The following is a 23,000-nucleotide window of genomic DNA, read 5'->3' on the forward strand; positions in this document are numbered from 1 at the left end:
TTGTTAATCGACTTCAGTACCTAGGCTCTGAACGGGAACAGCCCGTCACGCGTCCTGCTCAGGTTCTGGATCACGCGCGGCCCTTTTGAGCGACTGGATCAGGCGTTTGAAGCCTTTGGTTTGAGCAAACTTTTTGTAGAGGGCCGGGGTGATTTCAGACAGCTTGGCAACAGCTTCCCCCATCGTGTTCCTGAGTTCTGTCGAGTACTTGAACGCCGCGATCTGCTCGGCCTTCGCATCGAAGAATTTGGCCAAGGCGGGAAGGCTGTCGGGGTTGCGGCTCAGGTACGCCAGGAACAGGACGATCCGTTGAACCTCTTGCGGGTTAGACGGCTGAACATCCGGGATGAGATGGCCATATTTCGATAACGGGATTGCGAAATCATCAGGCTCCACGGACTCCGCGAAGAGCATCTTCCTCAATCGAATACCGATGACGTCGCGCTGCTGGGCATCAAGCAAACTGAGCAGCGAATCCATCATAGCGTACTGGGGCGCTCCCCACGGCGAAGTCACGGTGCCGCTCGCGAGGGAGTTGAGCACGTCGACCAAGGCATCCCCAACAGCCGCGATCGACTGTATGGGCTCTTGATTGCTCACTATCCCATTCAGGATTGCCTGGTGCTGCTTGGCCCCCGCCGAGATGATCTGTACCCACTCATCACAAGTCCGCTCCTCACTCGTGAGCTGCTTGAGTAGAACCTCCCGAGTTTTCGGCAGCACACTTTCATCCGCGTCCATGACGACACTGATCAATCGGACGTCCGCCTTCAGAGCGTCCTTGGAGGCTTCTGCAATATAAGTGTCCCAAGCTGTGAGCCAAGCCGCGAAATCGGCCTCAGCAAGGCCAACCTTGGAAACCGCCTGAGTAATCACGCTAAATTTGGTAGCAACCATGTGGGAGCTCAGGTGCCCAATACGCCGCTCTTGAATGAGGTAAGCCAGGTAGGTCGCAACCGACTCACCCACTTGGGCGTCGTCAACCAGTTGGAACAAAGCCGCTGTGGTAAGCGATGCGTTTGCCAAGGCCCGGAAGACTGACGACTCGAAGACACCATCCAGATCATCGAGCTTGGCGAGCGAATCGGCGTCGGCTTGCCGAATGTACGTCACTGCCGCCACCGCCTTTATCAGCGGACTGGTATTGTTCGCCAGCAACGTTGTAATCGCGGTGACGATGACCTGGTCGACAGTCGCGGCCAACCCGAGTCCCAGCACCGCGCTATCTACTTCCCCTGCAGCACCTGTGGCTTTCGCCAGAATGGCCACGTCACCAGCCGAGATGCCACCGGTAATACCGCCGCCAAACCTACGCTTGCGGTACAACCATTCGAGCGCAGGCACGACGCAATTGTTCGGCATTACCGCTATGCCCATCTGGTGATCGGCACAGCTGACCAACTGCGCGTGTGCATCTGGCAGCCCCGCGTTCGCAAAGGTAAACCCACTGGCCTTGATCACTTTGAGATGGGCAATATCAGGCAGCAGGTGCATCACGTACTCGGAACGTTTAACAACGACCTCTTCAAACTCCAGTCCTAGCGCTTGGAGATAATGGTCGTATTCCTGCATGAGATTCCACGCCGGCTTCAGCTGCTCAGGATCGAACGCAGAGTTCAGAATTTTCAGCAGGCTGGTTTTCAGCTGGCCGCCATGACCACTCAGTAGCTGCCCCTTCAACCCATGGCCTCTGCAATAACGTACGGCTTCGTAGAACTCCTCAGACCCTGCTTTCGATTCGCCGAACAGTTCCAGTTGCGCGCTATTGAGCAGTTTCAAGAGAGGCTCAATCCAGTCGCCTTCTCGTGTCTGGTGTGCCTCGGAAATGGTTGGCAGCAGAGAAGCCAGCAGTGGACGCTGGGATAGGAGCCGCTTCATGGCGTCAGAGAAGCCAAATAGTGAAGTAAGCCTGCCCAACGCGTCGTGATCCTCGTTGGCAAAGGCTTCTGCCAATGGCGTGTCCAAAAGTTCTGCGATCGCAATATCACCCGTAGTCAGATAATGAATCTGCAGGAACTGGATCTGCCACCCGGTCTCCATGGAATCGCCGAGGGTGGCACCCAGCAGGGTTTTAGTGTCCTTGACCAGCTCAGTTTGCTCCTCCCCAATTTCTTTCTGATAGGTTTCCGAGAAACCATCCGTGCGCAGTATCTCCACCAGCGAAAGGTCGGCATATTTGCAGAGCAGAAGATGGCTGGCGATAGCCAGGAGGCTGATCTCCTCCCCCACCACCAATGCTGTCGTGGCGATATCGTTGATGAATTTCTTCTGCAGCCGGGGCGTGACCAGGTTGTTGGCCATGGGGCTGTGGCGCTGCAGCAGTTGTGCGCACTGCTCGATGACGTTCCCGTCAACATCCGGGAAGCTATGGTTCCACAACTGACGGAAGCCATCTTTCCATCCCGAGGTGATGACGGGTGGCGAACGGAAAACCACCGGAAATTTTTTCGCTATGAAGTCCCTGGCATCGTACCGTCGATCACCGTCTGCCTTCAGGTATTCCGCCACCTTGTTTGAGCAAAACGGAACGATCACCGTCAGATTCGCAGCCTTGGTAGCAACCTCAATAAAGATCTCCAGGTCGCTCCACACCGACCGCAGGCTGTCCTTTGGCAGGCGATCAAGGTTGTCCAAGATGATGACAAAACGCTTGTCTTCAACCACCTTCAGCTGTTCGAGAAGCGTCTTCTTGAGATCAAGGGGCGTCACCTCCTTGCCAACCTCAATCTTCTCCTCAATATGATCGTCACTAGAGCCTTTAAATAGGCTTAGAAGGCTCCATTTCTGGGCGCCGACCCGCACCCTCCTATGGCAAAACTTGGCAGCGCCAAGGATCAGGACAGGGCTCAAAAGGGAAAAAAGGTGCACCGCAATCAGCCACCAAAACGGGTCTTGCAACGTGTTGGTAAGCGCGGCGGCTTCGGGCGACGTCCCTGTGATTGCCGCATGAGAGCTACGCGAAAGTGCAAAAAGCTCCCGGAATGAGGTGGCGGCGAAAAACAGGCTGGCGACCAGTGCCAAGGCCCAGGCACTGACCCGGCTCGTTGTTCGTTTGTTGTACTCGAACAAGCGTCCGAGGGCTCGATCGCGAGAGGCTCTCAGGGTCTCCGCAGCCCTGCTGACATGAGGTACTTCTTTGAGCACCTCATCGGTGAAAAGCTCGATGAAATTGCTCTTCGTCGATCCCTGGTAATTCTGCTCGCAGTCGAAAAACCAGACCCTGAAATCAGAGTCAGCAGCCGTCAACTTTGTCTTCAGCATGCTCAGAATGGAGCTCTTACCGGAGCCAAACTCACCATCCAGGCCCACAACCTTTGAGGGCCCGTCACTCAGCAAATGACCGTGGATTGCGCTCGCCACCTTGTCATGGCTACCACCCGGGAACACGTCCTGAGTTGCAGGGTGTTCAGTATGGAAATTGATCAACCGCATAGAAGTCCTTTTATGCCATCCCTGCGCGTTATGTCATTCCCGTGTGCAGAGAATGTCGCTGGGGCCCGATTACCCCTAACCAAGCGATTACATCGCAGATGACGCCAGCCCTTTAAAACCACCATATGTAGTGATGAGCCTGCCAAAAACCACAAAATAGTGACATATTGCATAGATGGCAAGCTGCCATAAAACTACACTGCAGCGATCCGGAGGGCGCCCTTTGGTTGTAGGATTTTGCGTCCAACAACACCCATGCAGGTAACCACGTCACGCAGATACGCCGCCTAGTCGGCCAACACTTTCCGATCAATCTGCCGCGCATCATTGATGCCGGCCCCCTGTTCGGATCGGCACCATTTGACGAATGCCTGCCACCGGTCACAGTGCGCCTTGACCGTGCCGTAATGGCCACTGCCGAAAATGTCCTTCAGCCCCTGCGGCCCTGCGTAGCTCAATTGCCTGCCGTAACCGAAATTGCGGCCATCGCGTCTACCCACCAATGCCATGTCGGTCACCTCACCTTCCGTTCTCCGATCCTCGCCCCACGTCATCCCGCCAAGAATGTTGAGTGTTATCAGGGATCAAGGCCCCTGCGACCTGTGGGGATGTCCCCTACGCGGGACTGGCGGCTCCTTACGACCGGGAGCAAGGGCATCTCATGATCCGGCCTCCTTAACACCGTTACCGGTGGGCGGGTGGAGGCAGCACTGGCTGACGAAACCAGCGCCTGCAGATCCTGAGCCGGGTGAACACAGCGATGTGATGACCGGGGCATGCCTGACTGTCAGTCGGGTGCAGGCCGTTCCCTGGTCTGTGGCACCATCTTCTGCAGCGCTGTTGCAGGTGACTTCGGTGTTTGTCACGAGGGGAGTTGCCGCAAAACCATATGCGATCAGGGCTGCAGCAGTAGTAAGAGATTCCGCAGGGCGCTGTTGACCGTGTTCTCAGACATCAGCTTCCAAGAGCGGGCGTCACCGGTAAACACGAGGTCAAAGTACCCCGTGATCGCATGAGTCTGTTCGCGCAATGCCACATCTTGGGGTGAGAGGGCCACAAGGTGTGGGTCGCCTGCCATCTTCGTCCCTGCCATAACGAAAAAACCCGCCAAAAGGCGGGTTTTTCGGGGGTTCCAGAGATTTTGGTAGCCTTCGCTGGAACCTGAACTGGTGCCGGAGACAGGAATCGAACCTGCGACCTTCGCGTTACGAGTGCGCTGCTCTACCGACTGAGCTACACCGGCGTGACAGCAACGCTACCACTGCCGCGACGGTTACGCAAATCACTGTTTAATAACAGCTATTGCCACCTGTTCTGCCAGCCGCTCAAGGCGTGCTGCAACCGGCGGGGGCGTAGTCTTTGGCAATGGTGGTGGTGCAGTTCCAGCCGGTGGCCGAGCGGGTCAGGCTGATGGTTTTGTCCAGCACTGGCGCTGGTGCATCGAGCAGGCTGCAGACGATGCTGCCGGTGCCCGCCACTGCGCTGCCCACGGCGGTAATCGCGCAGTTGGCGGTACGCTCCTGGCCACCAATGGCGGCGACGTTGGCAACGTCTGCGCCTTGGTTCAAGCGCACTTCGAGGGCGGTCTTGAGGGCGGAGATTTCCGCCAGCCCGGCGGTGGCCTTGGTTCGCGCCTGGTGGTTGGTGTACATGGGTAAGGCGATGGTCGCCAGGATGCCAATGATCGCCACGACGATCATCAGCTCAATTAATGTGATGCCACGCTGCCCGTTCATGGACGTTCTCCCTGTTTGGACCGAATCGGTTGCCGGGGTGCTCTGCCGGCAGCCGCGCAGTAGGCCCGAATAGACACCTTTTGTCACCCTGCCAGACGCTATCCCTGATCCGGCCTCGACTACTCTAGAGGCTGGGATGTGAACGCACACCCCCTACAGCAGCTCAAGCTGTAACCAATCTTGAACCTGTTCAGCGCAACAAGGATGTCGCGATGACCAACAGAATCACACGCCCCAGGGCACAGCGCCTGCGACGAAACGCGCACAGGCGTTCAGTCGATACGCAGGCCCGATACACATCGGGGCGGGTAGCCGAGTTGCTCACCTTGCACCTCGGCAACCCCATCAGTTCAGCGGAGCTGGCCCGTTTTACCCGGCAACTGGCAACCTTACTCAAGGCCGGTGTCGCGTTGCTGCAAGCCTTCGACATGCTGGCCGAAAGCTGCAGTAACGTGCACCTGCGCCGCCTGCTGCTGGCGCTTAAACAGGCGATTGCTGCCGGCAGCAGCCTGGCCGACGCGCTGCGCAAGCATCCGCGTTGTTTCGATGCGTTGTACTGCAACCTGATTGCGGTCGGTGAGCACTCGGGCAGCCTGGATACGCTGCTGGACCAGGTGGCGAACCTTCAGGAAAAGCGCCAGGCGCTGCAAGCGCGGGTGAAAAAGGCCATGACCTATCCCGTACTGGTGCTGCTGGTCGGCTTTGGGGTGTCGGCGGTGTTGCTGCTTGAGGTGGTGCCGCAGTTCCAGTCACTGTTCGCAGGCTTTGGCGCAGAGCTCCCGCTGTTTACGCGCCAGGTCATTGGTGTGTCCCAATGGTTGAGCGATCACATAGGCGGGTTGCTGCTGATGGCTGGGGCTGGGCTGTTGGCCGGGCACTGGGCCTGGCGCCGCAAGCCGGCGTTCAAGCTGTGGGCATTGCGCCATGCGTTGAAGCTGCCACTGGCTGGCCCTCTGCTGCAACAGGTCGCCTTGGCTCGCTTCGCGCGCACGCTGGCGACTTCCTTTTCTGCTGGCGTGCCACTCGTCGAAGCGCTGAACTCGGTGGCAGCAGCCTGCGGCAATCCGCTGTTCGAGCAGGCGGTGCATCGGCTTCGCCAAGAGGTCGCGAATGGCCTGCCACTGAGTACAGCCATGAACGCCAGCCATCTGTTTCCCAGCCTTGCGGTGCAGTTGTGCGTGGTAGGCGAGACATCCGGCAGGTTGGACGATATGCTCGATAAAACTGCCAGCCATTATGAAACGACCATCGACCAGATGCTCGATACCCTGGCCAGCCTGCTGGAGCCCTTGATTGTATTGATCCTGGGGGTACTGGTGGGGGGCTTGGTAATCGCAATGTATCTGCCAATCTTTCAGTTGGGCGACGTGATCTGAACATGAACCTCATGGATACGCTGGCCAGCCAGCCCCTGGTCTACCTCAGCACCACCCTGTTGCTGGGGCTGGTCGTAGGTAGTTTCCTCAACGTAGTGGTCCACCGCTTGCCGATCATGCTGGAACGGCAATGGCACGAGGAGGCACGTGAAGTCCTTGAGCTGCCAACACAGCCAGCTGAGCGCTACGACCTGTTCCTGCCCGCTTCACATTGCCCCCATTGCCAGCACCGCATCCGCGCCTGGGAAAACGTGCCACTGCTGAGTTACCTGTTTTTACGGGGGCGCTGCTCAAGCTGTCGAACCCCTATCAGTTGCCGTTACCCGTTGGTTGAACTGGGGTGCGCGACCCTGACCGGGTTTGCCGCCTGGCACTTTGGTTTCACCCTGCAGGCGGCAGCCTTCATGGTGCTGAGCTGGGGATTGCTGGCCTTGAGCCTGATCGATATCGAGCATCAGCTGTTGCCCGACGCGCTGGTACTGCCATTGCTCTGGCTGGGGTTGGTGTGCAACGCCTTTGGGTTGTTCGTACCGCTGGAAAACGCGTTCTGGGGCGCCATCGCTGGCTACCTTAGCCTGTGGACGGTGTATTGGTTGTTCCGCGTGGTGACCGGCAAGGAGGGCATGGGTTACGGCGACTTCAAGCTACTGGCCATGCTGGGTGCCTGGGGCGGCTGGCAGATCCTGCCTCTGACGCTGGTGCTGTCATCGTTGATCGGTGCCGTGCTGGGCCTGATCATGTTGCGCCTGAGCGGCAAGCTCAGCAGCACGCCGATCCCCTTCGGGCCCTATCTGGCAATTGCAGGCTGGATCGCACTGCTCTGGGGTGGTCAAATAACCACTTCCTATTTGCAGCTTGCTGGATTCCGATGAGAACACCTGCCTTCACCCCCTGGATTCTCGGCCTGACCGGCGGTATTGGCAGTGGCAAAAGCGCCGCTGCACAGCGCTTCGTCGAACTGGGTGTGCACCTGGTAGACGCCGATCAAGCAGCACGCTGGGTGGTCGAGCCCGGGCGCCCTGCCCTGGCCAGCATTGTCGAGCGCTTCGGCCCTGGCGTGCTGCAAGCCGATGGCCAACTGGACCGTGCAGCACTGCGCCAGTTGATCTTCGCCGACCCGGAGCAACGCCGCTGGCTGGAGGCCTTGCTGCACCCGCTGATCGGCCAGGAAATCTTTAGCTACCTGGCCAAGGCCGAATCACCTTATGCCGTGTTCGTCTCGCCCTTGATGATCGAGTCCGGCCAGTTCAAGCGCACCCAGCGCTTGCTGGTGATTGACGCGCCGCAAGCCCTGCAGGTCGAGCGCACGCTATTGCGCGACCAGACCAACCCCGAGCAGGTCCAGGCCATTCTCAAGGCCCAGACCAGCCGTGAAGAACGCCTGCGCCACGCCCACGACGTAGTGGTCAACGACCGCGATCTGAGCTGGCTGCATTCGGAGGTCGACCGCCTGCATCACTTTTACCTGACTTTGCGTGGAGGCCAACCATGAGCCAACCCCTGACCGTAGAATGCCCAACCTGTGGCGCACCCGTCGAATGGAGCGCTGCCAGCCCTTTCCGCCCCTTCTGCAGCGACCGCTGCAAGTTGATCGACCTGGGCGCGTGGGCCGCAGAAGAGCACAAGATTCCGGTAGCACCGGACGCTGAAGATGAGCTGTTTTCAGGTGAACTCAACCACCGCGAACACTAAGGCTTGGGCTCTTCATCCTTCCACGGGGCCTGCAGGTAGCGGGTCCTGTTGAAGGTTTCCAGCCACTCTGGGCAAAACACGACCAATGCGCTGACCACCATGCCGTTGATGAAGGCCTCGGGAAAAATGATCAGCCACAGGTAACCGATAAAATCCTCAAGCCATTCCGGCATTACAAAACGACCATCCAGCCATAGCAGGCCCAAGCCTGCCAACAGGCAGAGCAATGCCGCCAGTGCCGCTGCGAAAAAGCCGGAACAGAAGATGTACACGAACAGGTTTTTTGGCTGGGCGCGCTCGACGGCTATCGCGCACACCTCAGTGACCAGCACTGGCAGGCCAATGAACAACAGACCGTTGACGCCCATGGCCGCCAGGTCCTGACGTCCCAGCATCACCAAGCCCACCTGCGCGATAAAGCCGCCCACAAGCGCCAGCGGCCAGTCCAGCAACAGGGTTACCGCGGTCATACCGATAAAGTGATAGGACACGCCGGTTTCGAAGTCCCGTCGTACCAGCCACAGCGCGAACAGCGCAAAGACGGTACCGAACAACAGATGTTGGCGACGACTGTCGGCAAACAGTTCAACCCAGCGCGTACGCGCCACCGCCCATATCAGCAGCGGGACGTAGGCTAGCCAGCCAACGCTCAGGCTTGTATCGGAAAGAACTTCAGCACCTATCACTCGTTCATTGCCCTTGTGATGTTGAGAGCACCTGTGGGGTAGTGTCACGCTGCTGCAAAGTCTACAACCGATGCTCAGAGGCTGCGATTGAGGGTCGTGCGATGACACTTTAGTAGCGCCAACGCCCCGAACCCTCTGTTTCGACAGATTTTTTCTTTAAGCATCACAATTGAGCGCTAAGCTTGTCCCATGGACGACTCAGACTACCTACGCCTGCTCACGATCCAGGCCGAGCAGGCCAATGCGTTCCTCTCCAATGCTCGTAAATGGGAACGCGAGCGTTGGGTCTGCCAGCGCCTGCTGCAAGGCCTGAACATACCCTACCGCAACGACGACTTTACACCTGCTGGCCAGGAGCCGCCGGATGTACTGTTTCGCGATGCGGCCTTCGAAGTGTTCTTCGTGCTCGACGAAGGCCGCCGCTTGAACGATGAGTGGCGCGAAGAACTGCAACGTCGCCGCAGTGCCTTCTCACTGAGCCAGTTGGTACGCCGCGAGGCCCGCCCAAGGCGCATCAGCGCCCACGAGTTGTTGGCGCGCCTGGCGCCAACGCTGAGGAAAAAAGCGCACAACTACAAGGAGCGCGGCCTCGATTTAGGTGAGCTGGACATCATTGCCTTTGCCAGCCTGAAACGGGAGGTGCTTGATTTGAACAGCCATTTCCCGCCCCCCACCGAGTACCTGCGTCAGGGCTGGCGGTCGCTGTCGCTGGTCGGCCCGACCTTTGCCCGTGTGCTGTTCGCTCACCCTGATGCCCCAGACTTTTTGCGCAGTAATCTGGGCCGCAGCATTCTCTTCGATGTCGGTATCAGCCTCTGACCCGCCCTCGTGCAAAAGCGTTATGGCAAAAAATCAACGCCGGTGATAAAAAGCCTAACCATTCGCTGTGAACACCCTTTCATTACCGCCGGACGGACCTTTGGCAAACGACTAGAGTGAACGCTATAGCGTTCCCACAGTCACAAACGTCTATCTGGCGAGGCCCCCATGACAAGCCGTCTGACCCCCGAAGATCAACAACGTGTCGATCACTACCTGCGAGCCCCGCAGCATCAAGTCGAGCGCAAGCCTTTCCGGCCTTGGCTGCTCCTTGTGCTGGTGCTGGCCGTGACGATCGGTTTGGGCCTGGTCAGCCGCCTCCTGAGTCAACTGGTGCTATGAGCTGCCTTGCGCTCGCCCACGCCGCACGCCGCCTGCGGCTGATCACTCAGGCCCCGAATTCCGTAAACCTTATGAGATATCTCCATGACTCACCGTATCGTGATTGTCGGCGGCGGCGCTGGCGGCCTGGAACTGGCGACCCGCCTGGGTAAAACCCTGGGCAAGCGTGGCATAGCCCAAATTACCCTGGTCGACGCTAACCTGACGCACATCTGGAAACCGCTGTTGCACGAGGTGGCGGCCGGGTCGCTCAACACGTCCGAGGACGAACTGAACTACGTGGCGCAAGCCAAGTGGAATCATTTCCAGTTTCAGCTCGGGCGCATGAGTGGGCTGGACCGTACCGACAAGCAGATTCAACTGGCCGCCACCCTGGACGAGGACGGTCGTGAGCTGCTGCCGGCGCGCACCCTGGGTTACGACACCCTGGTAATTGCCGTCGGCAGCAATACCAACGACTTCGGCACCTTGGGCGCGGCGCAAAACTGCCTGTTCCTCGACACCCGCAAACAAGCCGAGCGCTTCCATCAGCAGTTGCTCAACCATTATCTGCGCGCCCACGCAGGCGACAGCGCCAACCAGAAGATCAGCGTGGCGATTGTTGGCGCGGGGGCTACCGGGGTGGAATTGGCAGCCGAGCTGCACCACGCGGCGCACGAGCTGGCGGCCTATGGTCTGGACCGGATCAAGCCGCAGGACATGCACATCACCCTGATCGAGGCGGGCCCACGTGTACTGCCGGCCCTGCCGGAGCGTATCAGCGTGCCAGTGCACAAGACGCTGGAGAAACTCGGGGTGACGGTCATGACCAACGCGGCAGTCAGTGAAGTGACCGCCGAATCGCTCAAGACCAGCACTGGCGAGGTCATCGAAGCCAGCCTCAAGGTCTGGGCAGCGGGTATTCGGGCACCGGCGTTCCTCAAGGATATCGACGGCTTGGAAACCAACCGCATCAACCAGTTGCTGGTACGCCCTACCCTGCAGACCACTCTGGATGACGACATCTTTGCCTTTGGCGATTGCGCCGCCTGCCCACAACCTGGCAGCGACCGCAATGTACCGCCACGGGCACAGGCGGCTCACCAGCAGGCCTCGCTGCTGGCCAAGGGGCTCAAGGCTCGCCTGGAAGGCAAGCCCTTGCCGACCTATGCCTACCGTGATTACGGCTCGCTGGTGTCGCTGTCCAGCTTCTCGGCAGTGGGTAACCTGATGGGTAACCTGACGGGCAGCGTCATGCTTGAAGGCTGGTTGGCGCGGATGTTCTACGTCTCGTTGTACCGCATGCACCAGATGGCGCTCTACGGCACCTTCCGTACCTTGATGCTGATGCTCGGCAGCCGCATCGGTCGCGGCACTGAACCACGCTTGAAGCTGCACTGATGCTTCATCTGTCGGGTAGTCGCTTAGGTGGCCACCCGACAGGTGCTCTGCGCTGCATGGCACATAGCGCCCGTAGATTGAGGCAGTTTTTCAGGCTCAACGCTTTTGATAGCGGAACAAACGGCAGGAGCTGTAGAAAGCTCACACGGGGAAAGGACACAGAAACGAAAAAAGGCGCCTTTTTAGGGGCGCCTTCTTTACATGTATGGTCGGGGTGAGGGGATTCGAACTCCTGACATCCTGCTCCCAAAGCAGGCGCGCTACCGGACTGCGCTACACCCCGGTAAAAAGATGATGCCTTTCAGCACCTTCTTTTCGTTACATGACACATACGGTGTCATGCCTTTTAAGATTCGAGCCTGACGGGTCAGACTCGAAAATGGTGGGTCGTGTAGGATTCGAACCTACGACCAATTGGTTAAAAGCCAACTGCTCTACCAACTGAGCTAACGACCCTGAAAATGGTCGGGGTGAGGGGATTCGAACTCCTGACATCCTGCTCCCAAAGCAGGCGCGCTACCGGACTGCGCTACACCCCGAAATTGGCTCCGCGACCTGGACTCGAACCAGGGACCCAATGATTAACAGTCATTTGCTCTACCGACTGAGCTATCGCGGAACTACATTTCAGCTACTGCAATTTCGAAAACTGTATCTCTACCGCTTCGAACTCTTTGACGTCTCCGTATCGCTACGTTCATGTCTCTGAGGCGCGCTATTTTACAATTTCCAAAACCTCTGTCAACCCCCAAATTACTGATTTGCAACTTTTTTTCAGTTTTCTCAGATTCTTCAAACCAACCAAGAATCTGCGGGGTGACTTACAGCGGGGCGCACTTTACAAGCACTGGAGAAAAATTGCAAAGAAAAAAAAAGGCCTCGAAAATCGAGGCCTTAGCGTAACCCTCAGAAAACTCAGGCGAAGGTAATTTCCTCGCCCTCCACTTTCGCGGTGATCGCGCTGCCAGGCAGGAAGTGCCCCGACAGAATCAGCTGCGCCAGCGGGTTTTCGATCCAGCGCTGAATGGCGCGTTTCAGTGGCCGTGCGCCATACACCGGGTCGTAACCAACGGCAATCAGCTTGTCCAGCGCTTCCGGGCTGAGCTCCAGGCTCAGTTCGCGTTCGGCCAGGCGGCTGCGCAGGCGTCCAAGCTGGATCTGCGTGATGCCGGCGATCTGCTCGCGCCCCAATGGCTCAAACACCACCACTTCGTCGATACGGTTGACGAACTCTGGCCGGAAGTGTGAACCGACCGCATCCATCACCGCCGCACGTTGGGCCTCACGATCACCCACCAGCTCCTGGATCTGTGCCGAGCCCAGGTTGGAGGTCATCACGATCACGGTATTGCGAAAGTCCACGGTACGCCCATGGCTGTCAGTCAGGCGACCATCTTCCAGCACCTGCAGCAACACGTTGAACACGTCCGGATGCGCCTTCTCGACCTCGTCGAGCAACACGACCGAGTAAGGCTTGCGACGTACCGCTTCGGTGAGGTAACCGCCCTCTTCATAACCAACATAGCCCGGTGGCGCACCAATCAGACGAGCGACGGAGTGCTTCTCCATGAACTCGGACATATCAATGCGCACCATCGCCTCTTCAGTATCGAAGAGGAACTCGGCCAATGCCTTGCACAACTCGGTCTTACCGACACCGGTTGGGCCCAGGAACAGGAACGAACCACTTGGCCGGTTCGGGTCGGACAGGCCGGCACGGGAACGACGTACGGCGTTGGACACTGCCACCACGGCCTCTTCCTGGCCGATCACGCGTTCGTGCAGCAGGCTTTCCATTTTCAGCAGTTTCTCACGCTCGCCTTCGAGCATTTTCGAAACCGGGATGCCGGTCCATTTCGAGACGACTTCGGCAATTTCCTCCTCGGTGACCTTGTTGCGCAGCAACTGGTTCTCAGCCTTGCCGTGCTGGTCGACCATCTGCAGGCTGCGCTCCAGATCCGGGATCACGCCGTACTGCAACTCAGCCATGCGGCTCAGGTCACCTTTACGCCGCGCAGCTTCCAGTTCCTGACGGGACTGCTCGATCTTCTGCTGGATCTGGGCTGAACCTTGTACCTCGGCCTTTTCCGAGGTCCAGACTTCTTCCAGGTCGGAATACTCACGCTCAAGGCGCTCAATTTCCTCTTGCAGTTTCTCCAAGCGCTTGAGGGCGGCTTCGTCCTTTTCCTTGCTCAACGCCTGGGACTCGACCTTCAGCTGGATCAAGCGACGCTCAAGGCGGTCAAGCACCTCGGGCTTGGAGTCGATCTCCATACGGATGCGGCTGGCGGCTTCATCGATCAGGTCGATGGCCTTGTCCGGCAACTGCCGGTCAGTGATATAGCGGTGGCTGAGCTTGGCCGCAGCGATGATGGCGCCGTCAGTGATCGCCACCTTGTGGTGAACCTCATAACGCTCTTTGAGGCCCCGCAGAATGGCAATGGTGTCTTCTTCGCTCGGCTCATCCACCAGTACTTTCTGGAAACGCCGCTCCAGGGCCGCGTCCTTCTCAATGTACTGACGGTACTCGTTGAGGGTGGTTGCACCTACGCAGTGCAGCTCACCACGCGCCAGCGCGGGCTTGAGCATGTTGCCGGCGTCCATGGAGCCCTCGCCCTTGCCGGCGCCAACCATGGTGTGCAGTTCGTCGATGAACAGGATGATCTGGCCTTCCTGCTTGGACAGCTCGTTGAGCAGCGACTTGAGGCGCTCTTCGAACTCGCCGCGGAACTTGGCGCCCGCAATCAAGGCGCCCATATCCAACGACAGCAGGCGCTTGCCCTTGAGGCCATCCGGCACTTCGCCATTGATGATGCGCTGCGCCAGGCCTTCGGCAATGGCCGTTTTACCCACACCTGGCTCACCAATGAGCACCGGGTTGTTCTTGGTACGCCGTTGGAGTACCTGGATGGTACGACGGATCTCGTCATCCCGACCGATCACCGGGTCAAGCTTGCCCTCTTCGGCACGCTTGGTCAGGTCAATGGTGTACTTGTCCAAGGCCTGACGGGACTCTTCGGCATTCGGGTCATTCACGGCTTCGCCGCCACGCAGGTTGCTGATGGCGTTTTCCAGAGCCTTCTTGGTGACGCCCTGGCCGAGCAGGAGCTTGCCCAGCTTGCTGTTCTCGTCCATGGCCGCGAGCAACACCAGCTCACTGGAGATGAACTGATCACCCTTCTGCTGAGCCAGGCGGTCGGCCTGGTTGAGCAGACGCGCCAAGTCCTGGGACATGTTCACGTCGCCCGTAGGGTTCTGGATCTTCGGCAGTTGGTCGAGCTCTTTGGCAATGGCCTTGCGCAGGCTGTTGACGTCAAAGCCGACCTGCATCAGCAAAGGCTTGATAGAGCCACCCTGCTGGTCGATCAGCGCCTGAAGCAGGTGCGCAGGCTCAATGGCCGGGTGGTCCATGCCCACCGCCAGAGATTGGGAATCGGATAACGCCAGCTGTAGCTTGCTGGTCAAACGGTCAATACGCATAAGTTACCTTCCTAGTTAGGGCAGGTCGGAGCGATGGACACACCTGATGAAGAAAAACCTGCCAGAGATACCACTGTAGTTTGGGATCATTCTGGAAGATTCAAGCGTAGCGGGCTTGATGCAGATCAGCGTGGCGTGAGCCAGACCAATGAAGCGAAGCGGCCAGTACCGGGATTACGCCGGTAGGAGAAGAAGCGAGGGTCGCTGACGGTACAAAAACCGCCACCGTATACCGCGGTGACACCTCGAGCGGCCAGACGCAGCCGCGCCAGCGCATAGATGTCGGCCATGTATTTGCCAGGCTTGTCGCCAGGCACAAAGGCCTGAGCCGTTTCTGGATGCGTGGCCATGAACGCCTCACGCACCTCGGCCCCGACCTCGAAGGCAGCTGGGCCAATGGCCGGCCCCAGCCAGACCAGCACATCGTGCGGATCAACCTGCAGGCTGTCCAGCGTGGCTTCGAGCACGCCGTTGGCCAAACCGCGCCAGCCCGCATGTGCGGCCGCGACCCGGGTACCGGCACGGTCGCAGAACAATGCTGGCAAACAGTCGGCCGTCATCACGGTGCAGGCCACGCCCGTGGTTTCGGTCCAGCTGGCATCGGCTTCAGCGATGACATGCGGGTCGGCGTGCGCCACTACAACGCCATGTACCTGCTTGAGCCAGGCCGGCTGGATAGCGTACTCAGCGGTAAGGCGCCGACGGTTTTCGGCGACCGCTGCGGGCTCATCACCCACATGATCGCCCAGATTGAGGCTGTCGTAAGGCGCCTGGCTGACGCCCCCAGCACGTGTGGTGACGCACGCCTTGACCGAGGCTGGCGCAGGCCAGTCCGGGGTCAGCAGGTCGCACGCCAGCCGACTCATCCGACGAACGCCTCGCGGTCTTGCTTGAGCAGCGACAGCAGCCAGACGAAATCATCCGGCAACGGCGACTCCCAGCTCATGCGCTCACCAGTCACCGGGTGGTCCAGCTCCAGGAAGCGTGCATGCAGGGCTTGACGAGGGAAGTTCTTGATCGCCTCGACCATCGTCGGGCTGGCCGCCGGCGGAATACGGAAACGTCCGCCATAGACCGGATCACCGACCAGCGGGAAGTTAACGTGCGCCATGTGAACCCGAATCTGGTGGGTACGGCCGGTTTCCAGCTTGACCCGCACATGGGTATGCGAGCGGAAACGCTCGAGCACGCGGTAGTGGCTGATAGCAGGCTTGCCACCTTCCATCACGCCCATACGCTGACGCTGGGTGCCATGACGGCCAATCGGTGCGTTGATCTTGCCACCGGCAGTCACCACGCCCACCACGATGCATTCGTAGATACGGCTGACGGTACGGCTTTGCAGCTGGCTAACCAGTTGGGTCTGCGCCTGAATGGTCTTGGCCACCACCATCAAACCGGTGGTGTCCTTGTCCAGACGGTGGACGATACCGGCACGCGGTACGTTGACGATGTCAGGTACGTGGTGCAGCAAGGCATTGAGCAGGGTGCCATCGGCATGCCCTGCAGCCGGGTGCACAACCAGCCCGGCAGGCTTGTTGATGACCATAAGCTGGTCGTCTTCATAGACGATGTCCAGCTCGATATCCTGGGCCACCCACTCACCTTGGGCTTCCTGCTCGGCGTCCAGCGCCAGCAACGAACCGCCATGAACGATATCGCGCGGGCGCAGGACATTGCCATCGACAGTCAGGCGGCCCTCTTTGATCCAGGCGGACAGGCGCGAGCGCGAATGCTCGGCAAACAATTGGGCGGCGACTTGGTCGAGGCGTTGACCGCCCAATTCGGACGGCACCTCTGCGCGAAGTGAAATAATCTCAGACATGCTCGGATCGGCGGCGGTACAGCCTTTGGTTTCGGCTGCAGGCTTGTGGTTAAATACGGCTTCTTTTTGCCCCGGGTATTGCAACGGGGTGTTCATCATAACAGGACGGCCTCGCCCAAGACAGCAGCCGTCAAAGGGACGCAAGCCGCCATGCAAGTGAAACACCTGCTGCTGATCGCCATCCTAGGACTCACTGCTGCTTGTTCTTCGAAGGAAGTCGTAGACGAAAACCTCAGCGAAGCCGAGCTTTATCAGCAGGCGCAGAGCGACCTGGACAACCATAGCTACACCAGCGCCACCGCCAAGCTCAAGGCGCTGGAGTCGCGCTACCCGTTCGGCCGCTACGCCGACCAGGCGCAGCTCGAACTGATCTACGCGAACTACAAGAACGCCGAGCCAGAGGCTGCCAAGTCCGCTGCCGAGCGTTTCATTCGTTTGCATCCACAGCACCCGAACGTCGATTACGCCTACTACCTCAAGGGCCTGACCTCGTTCGACCAGGACCGCGGCCTGCTGGCGCGGTTCCTGCCGCTGGACATGACCAAGCGTGACCCGGGCGCTGCCCGCGACTCGTACAACGAGTTCGCCCAGCTGACCAACCGCTTCCCGAACAGCCGTTATTCGCCAGACGCCAAGCAGCGCATGATCTACCTGCGCAACCTGCTGGCGGCCTACGAAATCCACGTGGCCGACTACTACCTGACCCGTCAGGCCTACGTCGCAGCGGCCAACCGCGGCCGTTACGTCGTGGAAAACTTCCAGGAAACCCCATCGGTCGGCGATGGCCTGGCCGTCATGGTTGAGGCCTACCAGCGCCTGCACCTGGACGAACTGGCAGCCAGCAGCCTGGACACCCTCAAGCTCAACTACCCCGATCACCCAAGCCTGGTTGATGGCCAGTTCGTGCCACAGCAGGAAGAAGCCGATAACCGCTCCTGGCTGTCCAAGGCAACCCTGGGCCTGATCGAAACCGATACGCCGCTGCCGCCGGGTGAAACCCGTGCCAACCAGGACGTGATCCGCCAGTACGAAGACGCCAAGGAAGCCATCCCGGAAGAATTGCTGCCCAAAGAAGGCGCGGCTGCCGAGGAAGAGAACCACGAGACAGAAGACAGCAGCACCGATCGCTCGTGGTTCAGCCGCATGACCTTCGGTGTTTTCGACTGATCGTCACGGAAAAGATAAAGGGAGGCCAAGGCCTCCCTTTTTTTATGCCCGCCGTTAAACTGGTGACTTAATCACTGACACGCTGGACATCATGGTTCGCTTACTTTTCTGGATTGCCCTGATTGCTGCAGCTTTTTGGCTATGGCGCAAATTCAAGGCCGGCAACGCCGCCCCTCGCGATGCCTCACCTGAGAACACCCTGAAAATGGTTCGCTGTGCGCACTGTGGCGTCCACGTGCCGAACGATCGCGCCTTGCGCCGGGGCAACGAGTGGTACTGCAGCTCCGCGCACCTGGAAAAAGGGCCGGTAGCGGATCGCTAAGCGCCGCTGACGCTGGCCTTTCCAGCGTCGCGGGCTACTCGAACAGCTGTTGTTTTATATGCGACCCGCCGGGGCATACGGGCTCGGATCAATGATTGGGGCCCGCCCCAACAACAGGTCGGCAAACAATTGGCAGGACGCTGGCGCCAGTACGAGGCCATTGCGGTAGTGCCCGCAGTTCAGCCACAGCCCTTGCCAACCGGGCACCTCACCAATGTAGGGAACCCCCTCAGGGGAGCCCGGGCGCAAACCTGCCCAATGGGCCACTGGCGTTGCATCCGCCAACGCAGGTAGCAGCTCCACCGCCGACGCCTTGAGGCTTTCCAGCGCATCTTCGGTCGGGGTTTTATCGAAACCGGCATGTTCCAGGGTACTGCCCACCAGCACATGCCCATCACGACGCGGAATCGCATAACGCCCTTTGGCCAGCACCATGCTTGGCAGGAAGTCGGCGGCACACTTGTAGAGGATCATCTGGCCCTTGACCGGCTCTACCGGCAGGTTCAACCCCAGGGAAGCCAACAACTCGCCACTCCAGGCCCCGGCGGTGAGCACCACGCGATCAGCCGCAATGGGCCCGGTCGCGGTTTCCACCCCTGTGATTGTCTCGCCGTCACGGGAGAACCCGGTAATCTCGCAATGCTCTTTCAAGACCACATTAGGCATCGCCTGCAACGCCGCCTTGAGTGACTTGACCAGCCGTGGGTTACGCACATTGGCAACGCCCGACATGTAGATAGCCCGGCTGAAACCGCTGCCCAATACCGGCACTGCCGCATACGCCTGGGCGATATCCACGGCACTCAAGGGGCGCCCTTCACGCGCGGCCCAAGCCAACGCTTCGCTTTCATCGTCCAGGTCTAGCCAGTAAAGGCCCGTGGTGTGCACTTCAGGGTCAACCCCGGTGCTGGCGAACAGACGCTCGCCCAACTGTGGATAAAAGTCCTGCGACCAGTGCGCGAGGGCCGTCACGGCCGGGCTGTAACGCCAGGGATAGAGCGGCGATACGATGCCGCCTCCCGCCCAGGAGGACTCCTTGCCCACCTCGCCCTTGTCACAGAGCACCACCTGTTCGACCTCTGCAGCCAGGTTGAACGCAGTCAGCAGGCCAATCACCCCGCCACCGACAATCACTACGTGCTTAGTCATCTGTTGATCCAATACCCGAAATGAACCGTGACGCCGCCTCGGCGCCATGAACCTGCAAAATCCTCAGTTGCCCCAGCAGTGCTCCAGGCTGTGATCCGGTGCTGCGCCTGGGTTGCGGCGAATGCCGTCATGGCCAAGCGCGAAGTCCGCACAGCGATCACTCGCCATCAACGTACCTGGCCGACGCCGGGCAGAAAGCACGAAGTCTTCGGCAGTACGGCTGGCATGCAGGCTGTAGTAGTCGGTGCCAGTGGGCAGAGGGGTTACCACCGCGTCGGTATCGGCATACTGACCCGCACGTGAGCGGTGCCGCTCAAGGCTCAATGCGCTCTCGAACAACAACCCGGCGATTTCCGTGCGTGCGGCCTTTTTGACCTTTTCGCTGTAGCTGGGGTAGGCAATGCTCGCCAGAATGCCGACGACGGCGATGACAATCAACAGTTCGATCAGGGTCAGCCCCTTGCATGAGCTATTCATCGGATACCCTCTCTAAAGAATTTGTCGCCAGAGAATGCGTTGCGCCGACGCCCCATCCGCCGCCAGCGGCAAGGCCAAGGTGCTTTCCAGTACCGTGCGGGCGGAACCTTGGCGGGCGACGGCCGTGATGCGATAGAGCGTGACCGGCTTTTCGTCAGGCATGTGGGCTGCACGGGTACTGACCCCAAGCCGTTGAATCATGAACAGCCCCGAGCCCGAAGCAGACCAAACCATCCCGGAGCGCCTGCCCACACCGTGATAGATACCCGGCACCTGCACCCGCCCCGCTTCCGGTGGTGGCTGGCAGTAACGACACGGCACCAGCTCAAGCCCGGCCCGCACCTGCGCCTCGCCGTGACGCAAGGTAGCCTCAGCCCGCTCAAGCAGCTGGAGAGACATCAGCAGATTCCCCGACATGCGCTCCTGCAACAGTGCGCTGTGCAGCGATGAAAGCCCCAGCAACCCCAGCAACATCGTTAGTAGCAGGCTTAGCAACAGCACCATTCCTCGTTGCCTGCACATCGCTAAAACAACCTGTTGCGCGGAGCAGCGGTCAGTTGGTAGGTCTGCGCGGCGCCCAGCCCATGCGGATCACTCAAGGTCAGGCTCAAGTGCAGCTCGCGGGGCGCAGCGGGATCAAACATCAACCGTAACGCGCTCACATTGTTGATCAGCACCGCACTGCTACCGCCACTGCTCAGCAACAGTTGCCGCCCCTCCAGGCGGTAGGTCTGTCGCCGTATGGGCAGTGCTATCTGCCCTGCCCCGGCGCTGCGAGCCCCTGGGTAGACGTGTGCGCTCATCAGGCAATCGGTGACCAGCGTCCAGTCGGGTGGGCCACCCGCCTCACCAGACTCGCCAGCAATCAGGCTCAGGGCGCGCAGGCTGCCGTCATTGGCGCGGTCAACACTCAGTGGTTGCCGAAAACTATCGGCCACCGTGGCGTCGGCAAAGGTGATTGCCTCATGCCGCAAACACCCCGTCATGCCGGCCATGCGGATATCCCGCGCCATACGCAGCAGTGCAAAACGGGCATCGTCCTGCAGATGCGCCGCCAGCGCCTGCGACTGCCAAACCTGAATCGCGCCCAAGAACAAGCGGCTGCAGACCAGCATCAGCAGCAAACCCAGGCTCAATGCGATCAGCGACTCGACCAGGCTGAAGCCCTTCTGGTCGTTCATGGCAGAACCCATCCGGCGATTTGCAGCACACGGGGAGCACCGCCAGCGCGGCGATCATCCCAGGTCAGCGTCACGAGCGTCTCAGCGCCAGCCTGCGCCACTTGCCCATGAGCCGATGCGCCGGCAAACGCTTCAGCCTCATGGCGCAACGCTGCGCGTGCGAGGTCACTCACCTCACCGCGAGCACGAACCTGCTCAAGTACACCTTGCGCAACGAAGGCGCCCTGAGTGCTCATCCGCGCGCTGTCGGTGGCCTGCAATGCCCGCAACTGCAGCATGGCTGCACCGAACAAACCCAGCCCGACGACCACCAACGCCACCATTACCTCAATCAGGGTCATACCGCCCTGCGACCTCCTGGCCATATATCGCCTCCTGCGATTTTTCCACCTGCTCCAGACAACTCGGCCGACTGGACAAACTTCCCGCCGAATCTGACCCTGAAGCGAAGCACGTCCAGGGAGGAATGCCGCATGCAGCAACAGGGAGTAACACTGATTCAACTGCTGTACGCGCTGATGCTGATAACCCTGCTGCTGCATTTGGGGATACCGGCCTACAGCGATATGAGCACCCGCCTACAGCGCCAGGCGAGCGCGCAGCAACTGACTCAGGCACTGAACCATGCCCGCAGCGAAGCGCTGCAGCGCAACCAGATCGTGGTGCTACAGGCTATTGAGGGGGATTGGCGCAACGGCTGGCGCACCGTGCTGGAACAAGAAACCCGGACGCTGTTGCACGAGTATCGCGCCAGCGGCCGGGTCTTGATTGTTGGCAACCAACCACTGGCACACCAGGTGCGTTTCAGTGGCCTGGGCACACCGCTACAGGGCAGTGGAGCCTTTCTGGCGGGCACACTGCACGTCTGTGAAGATGCCACTGCCAGAAGCCATTATCAGGTCGTACTGTCCCGCTCGGGTCGGGTCAGCCTGAGGCAGGCTTTGCATGAGCAGCCGCTGTGTGCGGCTGCCGGGTCAGGTCAGCGAACGCACCCGTAGCTCTTTGGGCATCGAGAAGGTGATGTTCTCTTCACGCCCATCCAGCTCTTCAGCCCCCGTCGCCCCCCACGCCTGCAGTTGCTGAATCACACCACGCACCAGCACTTCAGGAGCAGAAGCACCCGCCGTGATACCGACTCGCTCAACACCGTCGAACCAGCTACGTTGCAGGTCTTCGGCGCCATCGATCAGGTAGGCCGGGGTCGACATGCGCTCAGCCAACTCACGCAGACGATTGGAGTTGGAGCTGTTAGGGCTACCGACTACCAAAACGACGTCACACTCGTCGGCAAGCTGCTTGACGGCATCCTGGCGGTTCTGGGTGGCGTAGCAGATGTCATCCTTGCGCGGGCCACCGATGCTTGGGAAACGCGTACGCAGTGCATCGATAACGCGGCTGGTGTCATCCATCGACAAGGTGGTCTGAGTGACGAATGCCAGGCGCTCCGGGTTAATAACCTGGAGGTTCGCGACATCTTCCTCATCCTCGACCAGGTAGATGGCACCGCCATTGGCCGAGTCATACTGGCCCATGGTGCCTTCGACTTCCGGATGCCCGGCGTGGCCAATCAAGATGCACTCCCTGCCGTCGCGGCTATAACGCGCCACTTCGATATGCACCTTGGTCACCAATGGACAGGTGGCATCGAAAACCTTCAGGCCGCGCCCCGCTGCTTCCTGGCGTACCGCCTGGGAAACACCGTGGGCACTGAAGATGACGATGACGTCATCGGGCACTTGCTCCAGCTCTTCGACGAAAATCGCGCCGCGTGCGCGCAGGTCTTCAACGACAAACTTGTTGTGCACCACTTCATGGCGCACATAGATCGGCGGCCCGAAGACTTCCAGGGCACGGTTGACGATTTCAATCGCCCGATCCACGCCGGCACAGAAACCACGAGGGTTGGCGAGTTTGATTTGCATGGAGTGCTCCTGGC

General features: G+C 59.7%; 22 protein-coding genes, 5 tRNA genes and 1 pseudogene. 10 read left to right on the plus strand and 18 right to left on the minus strand.

Annotated elements, in window-relative coordinates; all coding sequences use genetic code 11:
• Positions 1 to 45: 45 nt before the first annotated feature.
• The 4 genes and pseudogenes from ACZ9H3_RS11755 to ACZ9H3_RS11770 form a co-directional block, all read right to left on the minus strand.
• On the minus strand, positions 46 to 3,432 hold the full coding sequence (locus ACZ9H3_RS11755) for a P-loop NTPase fold protein (protein WP_476220863.1): 3,387 nt from the start codon (positions 3,430 to 3,432) through the stop codon (positions 46 to 48).
• A gap of 290 nt (positions 3,433 to 3,722) precedes the next feature.
• A pseudogene (locus ACZ9H3_RS11760) lies at positions 3,723 to 3,941 on the minus strand (integrase domain-containing protein); the annotation flags it as partial.
• A 658-nt stretch (positions 3,942 to 4,599) separates the two neighbouring features.
• A tRNA-Thr gene (locus tag ACZ9H3_RS11765) sits at positions 4,600 to 4,675 on the minus strand.
• Between the two features lie 82 nt (positions 4,676 to 4,757).
• Entirely contained in the window at positions 4,758 to 5,168 is a 411-nt protein-coding gene (locus ACZ9H3_RS11770) for a pilin (protein ID WP_330522983.1), read from the minus strand.
• Positions 5,169 to 5,380: 212 nt separating this feature from the next.
• Here ACZ9H3_RS11770 and ACZ9H3_RS11775 point away from each other — a divergent pair, with 212 nt between their 5' ends.
• The 4 genes from ACZ9H3_RS11775 to yacG are packed head-to-tail and all read left to right on the plus strand — an operon-like array spanning position 5,381 to position 8,236.
• Entirely contained in the window at positions 5,381 to 6,544 is a 1,164-nt protein-coding gene (locus ACZ9H3_RS11775; RefSeq protein WP_330522982.1) for a type II secretion system F family protein, read from the plus strand.
• A 2-nt stretch (positions 6,545 to 6,546) separates the two neighbouring features.
• The gene (locus ACZ9H3_RS11780) at positions 6,547 to 7,416 is read left to right on the plus strand and encodes a prepilin peptidase (protein ID WP_102052763.1); all 870 of its coding nucleotides are present in this window, start codon (positions 6,547 to 6,549) and stop codon (positions 7,414 to 7,416) included.
• The gene (gene coaE, locus ACZ9H3_RS11785) at positions 7,413 to 8,036 is read left to right on the plus strand and encodes a dephospho-CoA kinase (protein ID WP_476220865.1); all 624 of its coding nucleotides are present in this window, start codon (positions 7,413 to 7,415) and stop codon (positions 8,034 to 8,036) included. The genes ACZ9H3_RS11780 and coaE overlap by 4 nt, the downstream gene beginning before the upstream one ends.
• A complete protein-coding gene (gene yacG, locus ACZ9H3_RS11790; RefSeq protein WP_065758824.1) occupies positions 8,033 to 8,236 on the plus strand; it encodes a DNA gyrase inhibitor YacG in 204 nt (67 codons plus the stop codon). The genes coaE and yacG overlap by 4 nt, the downstream gene beginning before the upstream one ends.
• Here the strand turns inward: yacG and ACZ9H3_RS11795 are convergent.
• A complete protein-coding gene (locus ACZ9H3_RS11795) occupies positions 8,233 to 8,922 on the minus strand; it encodes an energy-coupling factor ABC transporter permease (protein WP_476220867.1) in 690 nt (229 codons plus the stop codon). The two genes, yacG and ACZ9H3_RS11795, sit on opposite strands and share 4 nt — an antisense overlap.
• A 189-nt stretch (positions 8,923 to 9,111) precedes the next feature.
• Between ACZ9H3_RS11795 and ACZ9H3_RS11800 the strand changes: the two genes are divergently transcribed.
• The 3 genes from ACZ9H3_RS11800 to ACZ9H3_RS11810 all read left to right on the plus strand — a co-directional run bounded on the left by ACZ9H3_RS11800 (position 9,112) and on the right by ACZ9H3_RS11810 (position 11,463).
• Complete coding sequence (locus tag ACZ9H3_RS11800; RefSeq protein ID WP_065758826.1) at positions 9,112 to 9,741, plus strand: DUF1780 domain-containing protein; 630 nt, start codon at positions 9,112 to 9,114, stop codon at positions 9,739 to 9,741.
• Positions 9,742 to 9,909: 168 nt separating this feature from the next.
• A complete protein-coding gene (locus ACZ9H3_RS11805; RefSeq protein ID WP_065758827.1) occupies positions 9,910 to 10,083 on the plus strand; it encodes a DUF3094 family protein in 174 nt (57 codons plus the stop codon).
• Between the two features lie 84 nt (positions 10,084 to 10,167).
• On the plus strand, positions 10,168 to 11,463 hold the full coding sequence (locus ACZ9H3_RS11810) for an NAD(P)/FAD-dependent oxidoreductase (RefSeq protein WP_065758828.1): 1,296 nt from the start codon (positions 10,168 to 10,170) through the stop codon (positions 11,461 to 11,463).
• A gap of 206 nt (positions 11,464 to 11,669) precedes the next feature.
• Here ACZ9H3_RS11810 and ACZ9H3_RS11815 read toward each other — a convergent pair.
• The 7 genes from ACZ9H3_RS11815 to rluD form a co-directional block, all read right to left on the minus strand.
• Positions 11,670 to 11,746, minus strand: a tRNA-Pro gene (locus tag ACZ9H3_RS11815).
• A gap of 97 nt (positions 11,747 to 11,843) precedes the next feature.
• A tRNA-Lys gene (locus ACZ9H3_RS11820) sits at positions 11,844 to 11,919 on the minus strand.
• A 6-nt stretch (positions 11,920 to 11,925) separates the two neighbouring features.
• Positions 11,926 to 12,002, minus strand: a tRNA-Pro gene (locus ACZ9H3_RS11825).
• Between the two features lie 4 nt (positions 12,003 to 12,006).
• A tRNA-Asn gene (locus ACZ9H3_RS11830) sits at positions 12,007 to 12,082 on the minus strand.
• A 296-nt stretch (positions 12,083 to 12,378) separates the two neighbouring features.
• Positions 12,379 to 14,943: an ATP-dependent chaperone ClpB gene (gene clpB, locus ACZ9H3_RS11835; protein ID WP_065758829.1), complete on the minus strand. Its 2,565-nt coding sequence runs from the start codon at positions 14,941 to 14,943 to the stop codon at positions 12,379 to 12,381.
• Between the two features lie 125 nt (positions 14,944 to 15,068).
• Complete coding sequence (gene pgeF / locus ACZ9H3_RS11840; RefSeq protein WP_476220871.1) at positions 15,069 to 15,809, minus strand: peptidoglycan editing factor PgeF; 741 nt, start codon at positions 15,807 to 15,809, stop codon at positions 15,069 to 15,071.
• Positions 15,806 to 16,768 (minus strand): 23S rRNA pseudouridine(1911/1915/1917) synthase RluD, encoded by a 963-nt coding sequence (gene rluD / locus ACZ9H3_RS11845; RefSeq protein ID WP_099776783.1) that lies wholly within the window; start codon positions 16,766 to 16,768, stop codon positions 15,806 to 15,808. Before rluD ends, pgeF begins: the two co-directional genes overlap by 4 nt.
• Positions 16,769 to 16,918: 150 nt before the next feature.
• Here rluD and ACZ9H3_RS11850 point away from each other — a divergent pair, with 150 nt between their 5' ends.
• On the plus strand, positions 16,919 to 17,935 hold the full coding sequence (locus ACZ9H3_RS11850; RefSeq protein ID WP_476220874.1) for an outer membrane protein assembly factor BamD: 1,017 nt from the start codon (positions 16,919 to 16,921) through the stop codon (positions 17,933 to 17,935).
• 91 nt (positions 17,936 to 18,026) lie between these two features.
• Positions 18,027 to 18,257, plus strand: coding sequence for a PP0621 family protein (locus ACZ9H3_RS11855; protein WP_065758832.1), 231 nt, complete (start codon positions 18,027 to 18,029; stop codon positions 18,255 to 18,257).
• Between the two features lie 54 nt (positions 18,258 to 18,311).
• On the opposite strand, the gene thiO is transcribed toward ACZ9H3_RS11855, so the two are convergent.
• The 5 genes from thiO to pilV all read right to left on the minus strand — a co-directional run bounded on the left by thiO (position 18,312) and on the right by pilV (position 21,606).
• Positions 18,312 to 19,406 (minus strand): glycine oxidase ThiO, encoded by a 1,095-nt coding sequence (gene thiO / locus ACZ9H3_RS11860; RefSeq protein ID WP_099775782.1) that lies wholly within the window; start codon positions 19,404 to 19,406, stop codon positions 18,312 to 18,314.
• Between the two features lie 63 nt (positions 19,407 to 19,469).
• Positions 19,470 to 19,883 carry a type IV pilin protein gene (locus ACZ9H3_RS11865; protein ID WP_454240160.1) on the minus strand — a complete coding sequence of 138 codons (414 nt, stop codon included), beginning with the start codon at positions 19,881 to 19,883 and terminating at the stop codon, positions 19,470 to 19,472.
• A gap of 12 nt (positions 19,884 to 19,895) precedes the next feature.
• On the minus strand, positions 19,896 to 20,387 hold the full coding sequence (locus tag ACZ9H3_RS11870) for a pilus assembly PilX family protein (protein WP_476220878.1): 492 nt from the start codon (positions 20,385 to 20,387) through the stop codon (positions 19,896 to 19,898).
• A 20-nt stretch (positions 20,388 to 20,407) separates the two neighbouring features.
• Positions 20,408 to 21,064 carry a PilW family protein gene (locus tag ACZ9H3_RS11875; protein ID WP_476220880.1) on the minus strand — a complete coding sequence of 219 codons (657 nt, stop codon included), beginning with the start codon at positions 21,062 to 21,064 and terminating at the stop codon, positions 20,408 to 20,410.
• The gene (pilV, locus tag ACZ9H3_RS11880) at positions 21,061 to 21,606 is read right to left on the minus strand and encodes a type IV pilus modification protein PilV (protein WP_476220882.1); all 546 of its coding nucleotides are present in this window, start codon (positions 21,604 to 21,606) and stop codon (positions 21,061 to 21,063) included. The genes ACZ9H3_RS11875 and pilV overlap by 4 nt, the downstream gene beginning before the upstream one ends.
• Between pilV and ACZ9H3_RS11885 the strand changes: the two genes are divergently transcribed.
• Complete coding sequence (locus ACZ9H3_RS11885; RefSeq protein WP_454240163.1) at positions 21,538 to 22,062, plus strand: GspH/FimT family pseudopilin; 525 nt, start codon at positions 21,538 to 21,540, stop codon at positions 22,060 to 22,062. The genes pilV and ACZ9H3_RS11885 overlap by 69 nt on opposite strands.
• On the opposite strand, the gene ispH is transcribed toward ACZ9H3_RS11885, so the two are convergent.
• Positions 22,039 to 22,986, minus strand: coding sequence for a 4-hydroxy-3-methylbut-2-enyl diphosphate reductase (ispH, locus tag ACZ9H3_RS11890; protein ID WP_454240164.1), 948 nt, complete (start codon positions 22,984 to 22,986; stop codon positions 22,039 to 22,041). The two genes, ACZ9H3_RS11885 and ispH, sit on opposite strands and share 24 nt — an antisense overlap.
• Positions 22,987 to 23,000 lie beyond the last annotated feature (14 nt).

This window comes from Pseudomonas sp. TE3910 (assembly GCF_056279025.1).